The organism is Brevundimonas sp., from assembly GCF_013823285.1.
Taxonomy (GTDB): Bacteria; Pseudomonadota; Alphaproteobacteria; order Caulobacterales; family Caulobacteraceae; genus Brevundimonas.
Genome location: NZ_PNLV01000077.1, coordinates 1 through 12,782, shown reverse-complemented (window position 1 = coordinate 12,782; position 12,782 = coordinate 1). Strand labels below are relative to the sequence as shown.

General features: G+C 69.1%; 12 protein-coding genes and 1 pseudogene. 7 read left to right on the top strand and 6 right to left on the bottom strand.

Translation table 11 applies throughout. From position 1 onward, the window contains the following. Positions 1-61: 61 nt before the first annotated feature. Positions 62-580, bottom strand: a complete 519-nt coding sequence (locus C0461_RS10870; RefSeq protein WP_292106783.1) for a GNAT family N-acetyltransferase — start codon at positions 578-580, stop codon at positions 62-64. 14 nt (positions 581-594) lie between these two features. After that, the gene (locus C0461_RS10865) at positions 595-774 is read right to left on the bottom strand and encodes a hypothetical protein (RefSeq protein WP_292106780.1); all 180 of its coding nucleotides are present in this window, start codon (positions 772-774) and stop codon (positions 595-597) included. A gap of 363 nt (positions 775-1,137) precedes the next feature. Between C0461_RS10865 and C0461_RS10860 the strand changes: the two genes are divergently transcribed. The 7 genes and pseudogenes from C0461_RS10860 (at position 1,138) to C0461_RS10830 (ending at position 8,188) form a co-directional block, all read left to right on the top strand. Then, positions 1,138-3,987 carry an ATP-dependent DNA helicase gene (locus tag C0461_RS10860; RefSeq protein ID WP_292106777.1) on the top strand — a complete coding sequence of 950 codons (2,850 nt, stop codon included), beginning with the start codon at positions 1,138-1,140 and terminating at the stop codon, positions 3,985-3,987. Positions 3,988-3,997: 10 nt separating this feature from the next. Next, entirely contained in the window at positions 3,998-5,062 is a 1,065-nt protein-coding gene (locus C0461_RS10855; RefSeq protein WP_292106775.1) for a DUF2125 domain-containing protein, read from the top strand. Then, complete coding sequence (locus tag C0461_RS10850) at positions 5,062-5,724, top strand: hypothetical protein (protein WP_292106774.1); 663 nt, start codon at positions 5,062-5,064, stop codon at positions 5,722-5,724. The genes C0461_RS10855 and C0461_RS10850 overlap by 1 nt, the downstream gene beginning before the upstream one ends. Before the next feature lie 22 nt (positions 5,725-5,746). Then, positions 5,747-6,859 (top strand): histidinol-phosphate transaminase, encoded by a 1,113-nt coding sequence (gene hisC / locus C0461_RS10845; protein WP_292106772.1) that lies wholly within the window; start codon positions 5,747-5,749, stop codon positions 6,857-6,859. A 59-nt stretch (positions 6,860-6,918) separates the two neighbouring features. Then, positions 6,919-7,332 (top strand): DoxX family protein, encoded by a 414-nt coding sequence (locus C0461_RS10840; protein ID WP_292106769.1) that lies wholly within the window; start codon positions 6,919-6,921, stop codon positions 7,330-7,332. A 101-nt stretch (positions 7,333-7,433) separates the two neighbouring features. Then, positions 7,434-7,852, top strand: a pseudogene (locus C0461_RS10835) (Hsp20 family protein). Positions 7,853-7,933: 81 nt separating this feature from the next. After that, the gene (locus C0461_RS10830; RefSeq protein ID WP_021695910.1) at positions 7,934-8,188 is read left to right on the top strand and encodes a DUF1150 family protein; all 255 of its coding nucleotides are present in this window, start codon (positions 7,934-7,936) and stop codon (positions 8,186-8,188) included. Between the two features lie 96 nt (positions 8,189-8,284). Here the strand turns inward: C0461_RS10830 and C0461_RS10825 are convergent, their stop codons facing one another. From C0461_RS10825 to rpoN, 4 genes are all read right to left on the bottom strand, one after another. Continuing rightward, positions 8,285-9,364 carry an ArsO family NAD(P)H-dependent flavin-containing monooxygenase gene (locus C0461_RS10825; protein ID WP_292106786.1) on the bottom strand — a complete coding sequence of 360 codons (1,080 nt, stop codon included), beginning with the start codon at positions 9,362-9,364 and terminating at the stop codon, positions 8,285-8,287. Between the two features lie 378 nt (positions 9,365-9,742). After that, positions 9,743-10,207, bottom strand: coding sequence for a PTS sugar transporter subunit IIA (locus tag C0461_RS10820; RefSeq protein ID WP_292106764.1), 465 nt, complete (start codon positions 10,205-10,207; stop codon positions 9,743-9,745). An 80-nt stretch (positions 10,208-10,287) separates the two neighbouring features. Next, positions 10,288-10,932 carry a ribosome-associated translation inhibitor RaiA gene (raiA, locus tag C0461_RS10815; protein WP_292106761.1) on the bottom strand — a complete coding sequence of 215 codons (645 nt, stop codon included), beginning with the start codon at positions 10,930-10,932 and terminating at the stop codon, positions 10,288-10,290. An 87-nt stretch (positions 10,933-11,019) separates the two neighbouring features. Next, the gene (rpoN, locus tag C0461_RS10810; protein WP_292106758.1) at positions 11,020-12,546 is read right to left on the bottom strand and encodes an RNA polymerase factor sigma-54; all 1,527 of its coding nucleotides are present in this window, start codon (positions 12,544-12,546) and stop codon (positions 11,020-11,022) included. Positions 12,547-12,782: the final 236 nt, after the last annotated feature.

Genomic DNA, 12,782 nt, shown 5'->3' with positions numbered 1-12,782 from the left:
TGACGCTTGGCCGGAGCCAATGCTCTGGCCAAGCAAGCCTGTTTCTTGTCGCCCTACGAGCTCAAGGCTCGCCGCCGTCGGTCAAGCGAATTGCAGTTTCATTGCTCATCATCATACCGCCCGATACGCCGTAGCAGATGAAATTCCGCTTTTCATAATAGGGGGTTAGCTGGGGGTTGAGAGGACGTAGCGTGAGAATGGGAACCCCCGCTTTCTCGGCGATCTGCCGAAAACCAGCAATCACATCCATCATCATGAACGTCCCTAAGCCCTGCCCCTGAGCCTTTCTGCAAACTCCGAGGTACTCAAGGTGAAGAGCTGGGAAGAGCCCATCCCTCGTCCACCTCGTAACATCTCTGGTTTTGCGAATTTCCTTTTCGCTCTCCAGGACCAAGGTCAGGGAATAGAGCCCTAAAGGCTCAGGGTCCTCACCCGCATGAAAAGTCATCACCCGCGCCTTGAAGCGCGAATGCCCGACAAGGGCCTTCTTCTTGGCCCACTGGTCGATAAGATCCTCACCGCATTGAAACTTGTGAAGCGGACAATCGTCAGCCAACGGCCGGCCGACTACCGTTTCCATATCAAACGGCAGGGCTAAGCCGCGCGCTTATTCTTGATGGCGGTATACCGGCGATATTCACTTCGCAGGATTTCGGTTGGCTCGGTGCGGCCCTTAAAAGCCTTATCAAGGCCATCCCTAACGGAGGCCGACACGGCGGGCTTGGGCGGCTTGGGCTTGTTTAGACCAAAGAAGGTCAAATTCAGCGTAGCCATATTGTCCTCCTTTCAAAACCAAATGTTCGTCACCCGAACAACGCTTATCAGTGGGACAAGGTCCCACTTGTCAATGCCCGCAGGGCTTGACAAAAGCTCGATTATGTGGCACGAGCAACCGCTCTTGCGGTGTGATCGCTTGCCCGCACAGGGCAGCCGATGAAAATTTCACTTTCGGTGTGAAAGTGTGCGCCGGAAACATCACCCTACATCGTCATAGGCCAGCCTGTCTCTATCGGGGTTTGTGGGGCAGATAACTGCGCTTTAGAGCAGTACTCAAGTGCTCATGGGCGCGCGGCCTTTAGCTGAAGTCGGTGGCACGTTCCGGTTTCGTTTCCGCCGCCTCCCGGCTATGAAACACCGGTGACCACCGCCCTCCACACCCCCTCCATCCAGACCGACGCGCCCGCCGCGTGGCGGGATCTGCCGCCGGCGCTGGCGGTTCCGCCGGGGGCGGGCGCCGTGGCGGATGAGGCGGGGGCGCGGGCTGTCGGGCGGGGGGCGGCCGAGGGGCTGTTCACCGGGGGGGCGGTGCTGCTGGCCCACGCCAGCCTGACAGCGCGGCGGCTGGGGCTGACGCCGCCGGGGCGGTCGCCGAAACTGATGGATGTGCTGGAACTCTTTGCGTTTGTGCGGCCGGCTGAATTCTGCGCGCCGTCGCCCACGGGGCTGGCGCTGGCGCTGGGGCGCGAGGCGCCGAAGACCGCGCCGGAGCAGGCCGCGGCTTTGCGCGAGGCGGCGGAGAGCCTGCTGAAGGAAATGACCGATCCGGCCTGGCCGGGGCGCGAGGCGGCGGTCACCCTGGCCGAGACGCTGGAGAAAGCGGGCTGGGCCTGGGCGCCGCGGGTGCTGACGGCCCTCAAGTCGCAGCCGATCCGGGACCGGCAGTACCGGGGCTCGGGCCTCGACGTCTGGTCGCGCCTGACCGAATGGGAGGACGAGGCGCCGCGCGGGGAGGCGGGCTCGGCGCCGGTGGATTCGGAGTCCGCGCGCATCCGTCTGGCCAAGCTGCTGGAGGCGTCCGGGCTGGACGAGACGCGGCCGACCCAGTCGGACTATGCGGCCGAGGCGGCCTTCGCCTTTTCGCCCCGCAACGAGGAGGGGCGGCCCCGGGTGCTGCTGGCCGAGGCGGGGACGGGGACGGGCAAGACCCTGGGCTATCTGGCCGCCGCCTCCCTGTGGGCCGAGCGCAATCAGGGGGCGGCGTGGGTGTCCACCTACACCCGCGCCCTGCAGCGCCAGATCGACCGGGAGAGCCACGCCATCTGGCCCGACCCGGAGGTGCGGCGGGTCAAGGCGGTGGTGCGCAAGGGGCGCGAGAATTACCTGTGCCTGCTGAACCTGCAGGAGATGGTGCAGGGGGCGCAGCTGGGGAACGGGGACCTGATCGGGGCGGCCCTGACCGCGCGCTGGGTCATGCACAGCCGCGACGGGGACATGACCGGCGGGGACTTCCCCGGCTGGCTGCCCGGCCTGTTCGCCGTGGCCCCGGCGCAGCAGGCGGGGGCGGCCAATCTGGTGGACCGGCGCGGGGAGTGCGTGCACGCGGCCTGTCCCCACTACCGCATGTGTTTCGTGGAGAAGACCATCCGCGCCAGCCGCCGGGCCGATCTGGTGGTGGCCAACCATGCGCTGGTGATGAGCCAGGCGGCGTTCGACGGGGCGCGGGCGGCGCGGGGCATCAAGGGCGACAGCGAGACCGCCGCCCTGAAGCGGGTGGTGTTCGACGAGGGGCACCATCTGTTCGACGCGGCGGACAGCGCCTTTTCCGCCTGTCTGTCGGGGCAGGAGGCGGCGGAGCTGCGGCGCTGGATCCGGGGGCCGGAGGGGCGCGGACGGCGCGGGCGGGGGCTGGAACAGAGACTGGGCGATCTGGTGGCGGACTCCGAGGCCGCGCGGCAGGCGCTGACCGATGCGGTGCGGGCGGCGGCGCAGCTGCCGGGGGAAGGCGCCTCGGGGCGGATCGCGCCGCCGTCGGGCGAGGTGAACCCCATCGGCCCCATCGAGATCTTTCTGGCCGCCGCGCTGGTGCAGCTGCGGGCGCGCACGTCCGAGGCGGCGACCTATGGCGGCGGCGAGTTCGGCATGGAGTGCGCGGTGCGCCCCTCCACCGACCCGGTGATCGAGGCGGCGCGGGGGGCGGCGCGGGCGCTGGCGGCGGTGGAGGCGCCCCTGCTGGCGCTGGCCCGGCACCTTGAGGACATTCTGGACGACGAGGCGGCGGAGCTGGACGGCGGGGCGCGGGCGCGCATCGAGGGGGCGCTGCGGGGGCTGGAGCGGCGCGCGCGCATGACCCTGCCCGGCTGGCGCGCCATGCTGGCGGCGCTGGAGGACGGGGACGCGGCGCCGGACCCGGACTTCGTGGACTGGCTGAGCGCGGAGGTGGCTTTCGGCCGCATCCATGACGTGGCCCTGCGGCGGCACTGGATCGATCCGACCATTCCGCTGGAGGCGGCGGTGATCGCCCCGGCGCACGGGGTGCTGGTGACCTCGGCCACCCTGTCGGACCCCATGGCGGACGATCCGTTCGACATGGCGCGCATGCGCACCGGCTCGGCCCGGCTGGCGGAGCGGCCCCGGACCCTGAAGGTGGAGAGCCCGTTCGACTATGCGGCCAACAGCCGGGTGATCGTCGTGAACGATGTGGCCCGCGACGATCCGCGCCAGATCGCGGCGGCCATGCGCGAGCTGTTCCTGGGGGCGGGCGGCGGGGGGCTGGGCCTGTTCACCGCCATCCGGCGGCTGAAGGCGGTCTATGAGCGGCTGGGGCCGGATCTGGCGCGGGCCGGCATCCCGCTCTACGCCCAGCACATGGACCCGCTGGAGGTGGGCGGGCTGGTGGACGTGTTCCGGGCCGAGGAGGACTCGTGCCTGCTGGGGACGGACGCCGTCAGGGACGGGGTGGACGTGCCGGGGCGGTCGCTGCGGATTCTGGTGTTCGACCGGGCGCCGTGGCCCCGCCCGGACCTGCTGCACAAGGCGCGGCGCGAGACCTTCGGCGGGCGCGGCTATGACGACGCCATCGCCCGGGGCCGGGTCAGCCAGGCGTTCGGCCGCCTGATCCGCCGGGCCGACGATCGTGGCGTGTTCGTGATGCTGGACGCCGCCAGCCCGACGCGGCTGTTCGCGGGCCTGCCGCCGGGGGCCGAGGTGCAGAGAATGGGACTGGTGGAAGCCATCGAGACGGTTGGCGCGTTCCTCTCTCCAAGCTAACGGAGAGCGCATGACCCAAGCCCGCGCGCGCTATGCGCCCCTGATCATTCCGTTCGCCATCGTCCTGATCGTTCTGGTCGTTTGGACCGCGTGGTGGTTCTGGCTGTCGCAGCAGGTGCGCGAGCGGCTGGACCTGGCCGCCGAGGGCCTGCGCGCCCAGGGCTGGGAGGTGGTCTATGCCGAGCCCACGCTGACCGGCTGGCCGTTCCGCACCCGGCTGGAGAGTGACCATGTGCGGCTGACCGCGCCCTCGGGGCACGAGATCGCCGCGCCGCGCCTGACCGCCGAGGCCAACGCCTATCGGCCCGACCGCTGGGTGGTGATTGCGGGCGACGGGCTGGTGCTGACCCGGGGCGACAAGGGCAAGGTGGCGGTGGACGCGCCGGTGATCCGCGCCTCGGCCAGCGGCCTGACCCAGTCCTTCCCCAATCTGGCGCTGGAGGTGCTGGAGCCGGTGTTCACCGCCCACCCGGGGGCCGAGCCCTTCCCGCTGGCGCGGGCGGAGCGGATCGAATTCTATCTGCGGCCCGGACGGGCGCGGGAGGCGACGGGTGAGGTGGTGCAGACGGCCCTGCCGGCGTCGCGGCGCAATGTGGATGTGCTGTTCCGGCTGATCGACGCCACCGGGCGCGACGGCGGGCCCATCGCCTTCATGAGCCGGGACGGGCTGTTCAGCCTGCAGGCCGAGACGGTGGTGGAGAATTTCCAGGGCCTGAGCGGGCCGGACGCGCCCACCCTGCTGGCGGCGTGGACCGCCTCGGGGGGACGGTTCCTGGACGTGCGCGGCGAGATGCAGGCGGGCGACAGCGCCGCGCGGCTGCTATCGGACGAGCTGCGCGCGGACGAGGATGGGCGGCTGGTGGGGACGCTGCGGCTGTCGGCAGACCGGGCGGCGCCGGCCCTGACCGGCCTGTCCCGGTCCGACACGGTGAACCGCACCGCCACGGTGGGCGCGGCGGCGGCGGCCGGGGCGACCGAGGTCCTGACCGGCGACGTGGAGCTGGAGGTGGAGTTCCGCGACGGCCGGGCGTGGATGGGGCCGTTCAACCTGGCGCCCGCGCCCGAGCTGTTCTGATGCCCGCCACGCGCAATCTGGACCGGACGCTGCTGGCGGCCCTGTCCGCCCGGGTGGCGGCCGAGGGGCCCCGGTCGCGCGATGAGGCGGTGATCGCCCTGCGCGCCGTGCTGAAGGAGTCCGGCGACCTGCCGCGGGATCTGGTGCGGGTGCTGTGGAGCCGGCTGGAGGCGCGGTGCGCCGGGCCGGTCAGCGTCTGGGGCCCCCTGTCGGCGCTGCTGGCGGCGGACCGCTACGGGCACAGCGTGCGCTCGGCCCACGATCCGGATGCGGCGCTCAAGGCCGCGCGCGAGGGCGGCCGGGCGGTGCTGGATCTGGGACGGACGACGCCATGGTGGGCGCGGCTGCTGGCCCAGCCGGATCTGAAGGTGACGGCGGCCCTGCCCGACGACGCCTCGGGCCGTCCGCTGGCGCTGGTGGTGTCGGGCGAAGAGATCGGCCCCACCGGCGAGGACCGCACCTTCTGGGTGGTGGAGGCGCCGGGCGATGAGGCCAAGATCACCGACCTTCTGGCCCAGCGGGGTCTGGCGGGAACGCCGCTGGAGACCGCGGGCGGCTTGAAGCTGTTCATGCTGGCGGGCTATGTGCAGCCCGACGACGGGCGCCTGATCGCCCCCACCGGACGACTGAGCGGCGTGATCGGCGCCGCCCCGGTGTTCTGAACATTCGACAGGGAAGACGCAGATGACCGACACCGACAAGGGCGCCGCGCCGATCGGACCCGCCCCCAAGACCGGGATTCTCGACATCGCCCCCTATGTGGGCGGCAAGTCGAAGGTGGACGGGGTGGCCGAGCCCATGAAGCTGTCCTCCAACGAGAACGCCCTGGGCGCCGGGTCGCTGGCCCGTGAGGCCTATGAGGCGGCGATCAAGAATCTGGCCCTGTATCCCGACGGTCGGGCCGCGAGGCTGCGCGAGGCGGTGGCGAAGCATCATGACCTGGAGCCCGAGCGCCTGATCTTCGGCAACGGTTCGGACGAGGTGTTCGCCCTTCTGAACCAGACCTATCTGACGCCCGGCGACAACATCGTCACCGGCCAGTACGGCTTTCTCGCCTATCGCATCTCGGCCCTGGCCAACCAGGCCGAGGTCAAGTCGGCGCCCGAGCCCAAACTCAAGGCCGAGGTGGACGCCCTGCTGGAGCAGGTCGATGAGCGCACGCGCATCGTCTATGTGTCCAACCCGTCGAACCCCACCGGATCGTGGAACGCGGCCGAGGAGATCGAGCGGCTGCACGCGGAACTGCCGTCGTCGGTGCTGCTGGTGGTGGACGAGGCCTATGCGGAATATGTGACCGAGCCCGACTGGGCCACGGCCTTCCCGCTGGCGAAGGACAGCGCCAATCTGGTGGTGACGCGCACCTTCTCGAAGATTCATGGCCTCGCGGGCCTGCGGGTCGGCTTCGGCTATGCGCCGCTGCATGTGGCCGAGGCGGTGGACCGCATCCGCCTGCCGTTCAATGTCTCGGTGCCCGGCATCGAGGCCGCGGTGGCGGCCCTGGCCGACGAGGCGCACGTGAAGGCCTCGCGCGAGCTGGTCCAGACCTGGCGGCCGCGCCTGACCCAGGCCATCAAGGGCTTCGGCTTCGAGGTCCCGCCCAGCGCCGGCAATTTCGTGCTGGTGCGGTTCAAGGACGCGGACCGGGCGAAGGCGGCCAGCGACTATCTGAACTCCAGGGGCATCATCGTTCGCCCGGTCGGGGGCTACGGCCTGCACGACTCCCTGCGCATCACCGTGGGGACCGAGGACCAGAACCGCGCCGTCATGGACGCCCTGAGCGAGTTCGCGGCCACCTGATCCGGCGTCTTGACGCAGGCCCGGACCTGTCGGCTGATGCCGGCGGGAGGGACCCCGCCATGATCGACATCAGCCGCCTGAACGCCCTGCAGCCCGCCGCCATGCTGGCCCTGAGGCTGTATGTGGGCGGGTTCCTGATCCAGGGCGTGTGGGACAACATCACCTCCGCCGCCCGCATGGCCGAGTTCGAGGCGTTTCTGGCCGGTCTCAACTGCCCCTTGCCCGCCATCGCCGCGCCGGTTTCGGTCTGGGTCCAGTTCGCGATCGGGCTGGCCCTGATCCCCGGGGTGCTGACCCGCTGGGCGGGCTTGCTACTCAGCCTCAACTTCATGGTGGCGGTGGGGCTGCTGTGGGGCGGCGGGGCGGACGCCCGGGGCCTGTTCCCGCCCGCGATCCTGATCTTCGTCGGCCTGATCCTCGCCACCTACGGCGCCGGGCGGTGGTCGCTGGACGCACGGCGGGACAAGCATTGATCCCGGCGAGCGGGTTTCCTATCTGAACGGAGACGCCGGGCGTCCTCGCCGATCACGGGAGGGCGCGGACCGGCAGACAGTCGCTTGTTGCGAGGACTGGAATGACGACGCGAACCCTGTTGTTCGACAGCCCCTTTCTGCTGGGCTTCGACCAGACCCGGGCCCTGATGACCGGGCCGCCAAGGCGGCGGCGGAAGGCTATCCGCCCTACAATGTCGAGGACCGGGGGCCGGACGGCGTGCGGATCAGCCTGGCGGTGGCCGGGTTCACCCCGGACGACCTGACCGTGACTCTGGAAGGCCGCCAGCTGACCATCGCCGGAAAGCGCGAGGATGCAGGCAAGACCGACAACGCCTATCTGCACCGGGGCATCGCCGCGCGCGGGTTCGTGCGCAGCTATGTTCTGGCCGACGGGCTGGAGGTCACCGGCGCGGCGCTGGAGCACGGCCTTTTGCACGTGGACATGAAGCGTCCCGAGCGGGCCGAAACCATCAAGCGCATTCCGATCACCTCGGGCTGAGCCGCATTCTTTTCGCCGGACGGCCGCCGCGCGTCGAACCGCGCGCCCGTCCGGGCGTTCCCTTACCGAAGGAGATTCCCCATGACCCCGGTCATGACCAAAGACGATTTCACCGCCCTGGGCGCGCCGGACCTGGTCTATGTGCGCGAAATCAAGGCCGCCGATGTGCTGGCCGACGCGCGGGTGGACGACATCCGGGGTCTGGATCTTGAGCCCGACCAGACCCTGTACGCCGTGCATGGCGCGGACGGCGAGCGGCTGGCGGTGATGATCGACCGCGAGACCGCCTTCGCCGCCGCCGTGGCGCACGAGCTGGCGCCGGTTTCAGTCCACTAGGTCATGTCCTCATAGTGGCGCAGGGCGGCCTGCCGAGCGGCAGACGCCCCGTAGCGTCGCGATGGGTGGGAAGCGGACATGGCCGGATGAGGCGAGCTATACCGGCTGGAGAGCTTGCTGAATTTGGCCCACCATTTCTCTGGCGGTCCGGGTCACTCCGACGATGGTCGCTGACGCAGCCCCGGTCCAATCACCGTAGCCCATGAGCCAAAGCCGGGGTTGTCGGATTGAACGGTTGTTCTCGACCGCGACCCGGCCATCTGCTTCTACGACGCCGAGCGAGAGCAGGTGGTCGAGAGCGGGGCGGAACCCGGTACACCAGATCACTGCGTCTATTTGCTCGTATTCTCCGTCCGACCACCTGACGCCTTGGGCGCTGAAAGCCTCAAATGGCCGCCTGCTGTTCAAGGCGCCCCGCGCCCGGGCGGCCCTGACGCTGGGGATGGCTACAATATCGCCCAGACCGCCAATTGGGGCATCCACGGCGCGCCCCTCTCTCTGGGCTTTCCAGCGGTCAGTGGCCCGCTGAAACAGAACCCTGCCATCAACGTCATCAGGCAGAAACAGCGGTTCGGCGACAGTGACCCAAGTCGCATCGGCCACCAAAGAAATCTCCGCCATGATCTGGGCTCCAGAATTCCCGCCCCCAACCACGATGACGCGTTTGCCAGCGAAGCGCTTCGGGGACTCATAGTGGGCGGAGTGCATCTGCAGACCGACGAAATCCGAGCGACCGGGGTATTCCGGAATGAAGGGATGGCTCCAGGTCCCCGTTGCGCTGACGATCATCTTCGCTCTGTGGAGACCTCGGTCGGTGACGACCTCCATCCCTCCTTCAAGGGCATTGACTGCCAGGGCCGTGACCGGTCGCTCGATGGGAAACTGATACCGGCGTTCATAGGCGGTCAGGTATTCGACGACGTCGTCGCGGGTCGGATAGTCAACGCCCGGCTTTGTCGGCATCGGCCAGCCCGGAAGCGAGCTCCAGCTGCTGGGTGAGAAGAGCCGCAGCGACTCCCAGCCATGGCTCCATGCTCCGCCCGGCCCAGCAGCCGCGTCCAGGACCTGATATTTCAATCCAGCCCGGCGTAGATAATAGGCCGTCGCCAGTCCGGCCTGCCCTCCTCCGATGACGAGAACATCCAGAGGGGTCGCATTCGTTCCGGCGCTCGACATCACTGGAAAGTCCTCTCGGCGGTTGCTGTCCAGTACCCCTACGTTGATCGCCAGTCCGAGTCCGCAATCAGTTGCGCTTCAGATATTAGGGGGCACAACGGCTTAGATGGCGTTCGCTTCGCGGCTTGCTTGCCGAGCCGGTGTCGGACCGAGCCCCGTGCCTCCTTCGAGCCCGCTACAGGATCCTGACGTTCGGCATGGAGACGACCCGTGGCGTCGGCGATTTTATGAGTACACGCCCTGGACCGAAATCGGTTCGGGCGGAGTCCGCCAAACCGGGCTCAGATTTCGATCCAGCATAATGCGAGAGCCGTGATTCACGGCGTCGGCGGAATCGCGAAGCGATTCCACCTCAACAGATCAGGCTCAGGTTTCTGATCAGGCCGCCTGAACAGGGGTTTCGCGCACGAACAGGGCGTTAATTGCGTCCGTGGTGCGCGCCTTGCGCAGCTGTTCGCGCATTTCCGACGAGCGCAGCAGGCGGGACACCGCCGCCAGGGCGCGCAGATGCTCTGCGCCGGATTCCGGCGGGGCGAACAGGCCGAACAGCAGGTCCACCGGCCGGTCATCCACCGCGTCGAACGCCACCGGATGATCCAGACGCACAAAGACGCCCACGACCCGGTCCAGACCTGCCAGCCGCGCATGGGGCGCGGCCACGCCGCCGCCCAGGCCGGTGGAGCCGAGGGCCTCGCGTTCCATCAGCGCCTCAAGCACCCGGGCCTGATCGATTCCGAGGATCGGGGCGGCGGCGTCGGCCACCATGTTCAGGGCCTGCCGCTTGGACGACGCCCCGCTGCGCGTGACGATGCCGTCCCGCGCGAGCAATTCACCGATGTCCATCATAACCCCGAAACACTGTTAACTCTTGCCGGAAGGCGGCGCCCCTTTAGACGCTTAAGTCCGCAGGGGGAAGCTATAACTCAGGAACCCTGACCGTTCCGTGAAGGCTGGGTCCGCTCCGGATCGATCCAGCCGATGTTCCCGTCCGGTCGTCGGTAGACCACGGAAATGCCGCCGTGGCCCGCGTTGCGGAACAGCATGACGGGGTAGCCGGTGAGGTCCAGTTCGAGCACGGCGCGCCCCACGGTGAGGGTGCGGATTTCGGACTGGCTTTCGGCGATGACCATGGCGGCCGGGGCGTCACCGGGGGCGCCGGCCTCGCCGAATTCCTCATCCTCGACCGTGTCGGGGTCGCGGAATACCGTCAGGGAGGCCACCTCGCGGGCGGCGTTCTCCTGCTGCTCGGGCGAAAGGCCGCGCGGGCCGGCGTGGTGGTCCTTGAGGCGGCGCTTGTAGCGTCGGACCCGCTTTTCGAGCTTGCCCAGCGACTCGGAAAAGGCGGCATGGGCGTCGCCGCCGAGGCCATGGGTCACAAGGGTCTGGCCCGAAGCGAGCCGGACCCAGCAGTCGACCTTGAACTGGTGTCCATCGCGGGAGACCACGACCTCGGCGTTCTCTCCGCCGCGTTCGAAGTATTTTCCGATCCCGTCTTCAAGTTCCTGGGAGATGCGCGAGCCTAACGCGTCGCCGACATCCACGTGCTTGCCACTGACTTGAATCTGCATAGGCCAAGAACGCGCCCGTGCGCGTTTGGTGTCAAGCCGAACAGGGGTTTTCGCGCCCCGCTCACGCGGGTGTGAAAGCGGCGGGGTTCAGGCCGACTTCAACATGCGCCGGCGCTCCACCGACGAGGGAATCCGCAGGGCCTCGCGGTACTTGGCGACGGTGCGGCGGGCGATGTCGACACCGGCTTCCTTGAGGATGTCGACAATGCGGTCGTCGCTGAGCACGTCGCCGTCGCGGCCCTCGTTGTCGATCATGGACTTGATCCGGTGGCGGATGGCTTCGGCCGAATGGGCCGCGCCCCCGTCGGTGGCGGCGATGGAGGCGGTGAAGAAGAATTTCAGCTCGAACACCCCGCGCGGGGTGGCCACATATTTGTTGGAGGTGACACGGCTGACGGTGGATTCGTGCATGCCGATGGCGTCGGCCACGGTCTTGAGGTTCAGGGGCCGCAGGAACTCGACCCCGAAGGCCAGGAAGGCGTCCTGCTGGCGCACGATTTCCGACGACACCTTGAGGATGGTCCTGGCGCGCTGATCGAGGCTTTTCACCAGCCAGTTGGCCTGGGCCGCGCAGTCGGCCACGAAGGTCTTCTCCTCCTCGCCGCGCGCACCGCCGGAGACCAGGCCGTGGTAGCGCTTGTCCACCAGAAGCCGCGGCAGGGTGTCGCCGTTCAGCTCGACCCGCCAGCCGCCCGCCGGGTCGGGGCGCACGAAGACGTCGGGCACCACGGTCTGGGCCGGCTCGCCGCCGAAGGCCGCGCCGGGCCGGGGCGTCAGGGCCTTCAGCTCGGTGATCATCTCCCGGAGGTCTTCATCGTCGACGCCGCAGGCGCGCTTCAGCGCCGCCATGTCGCGGCGGGCCAGAAGCTCCAGATTGTCCAGCAGGCAGGCCATGGCCGGATCGAAGCGGTTGCGCTCGACCAGCTGCAGCTTGAGGCATTCGGGGGCGGAGCGGGCCATGACGCCGGTGGGCTCGAAGCCGTGGCAGACGGCCAGCACGGCCTCCACCTTGTCCATGCCGCAGCCCAGCCGGTCGGCCACCTCGTTCAGGTCGCCGCGCAGGTAGCCGCCCTCGTCGGTCATGTCGATCAGGGCCTGGGCCACCGCGTGGTCGGCGGGGCTGAAGCCGGCCACGGCGGCCTGGTCCAGCAGGTGCTCCCACAGGGTCTGTTCGCGCCGGTCGGGGCGGTCGTCGGAGCCCTCGCCCGCCGGCTGGCCGCCGCCCTTGCCGGCGGAAGACCATTCGGACAGGCCGGGCTGGCCGGCCTCGTCGGCGGCGCGGTCGCCGCTGCGCTCGCCCGGGGCGGCGTCGCCGTACAGATCATCGTCGCGGGCGTCCATGGCGCCTTCGGCGTCGCGGGCGGAGCCTTCGGTCAGGTCCCGTTCGGAGGTGTCGCGGTCGTCGGCGGCCTCGACAGGCGCATCGACGTCGCGGCGCTCCTCGGGGTCGGTCTCGCCCTCGTCGCGCAGCAGCAGGGGATTGCGCTCCAGCTCCGCCTCGACGAAGGCGTCCAGCTCGAGGTTGGACAGTTGCAGAAGCTTGATGGCCTGCTGCAGCTGGGGCGTGATGACCAGCCCCTGGCCCTGTCTGATCTCCAGCCTTTGCCCGATCACGGCGTCGCCCCTGTCGCGTAGTGCTCACCCCGGGCCGTGTGGCCCGAAACTTGCTGACGACCATGCCCCCCGAGGGTTAACGCGGCTCTAAAGCCGGCGCCGTTGAACGATCCGCCCGCGCGTGCGCTAAGTGCAGCGGACCTGAACGGAGCGCCCATGAAGCCCTGGATCCCCGCCGCCGCCCTGGCCTTTCTGTGCATCAGCTGCATGCCCGCCGAGCCCGCCCCGGCGACGGA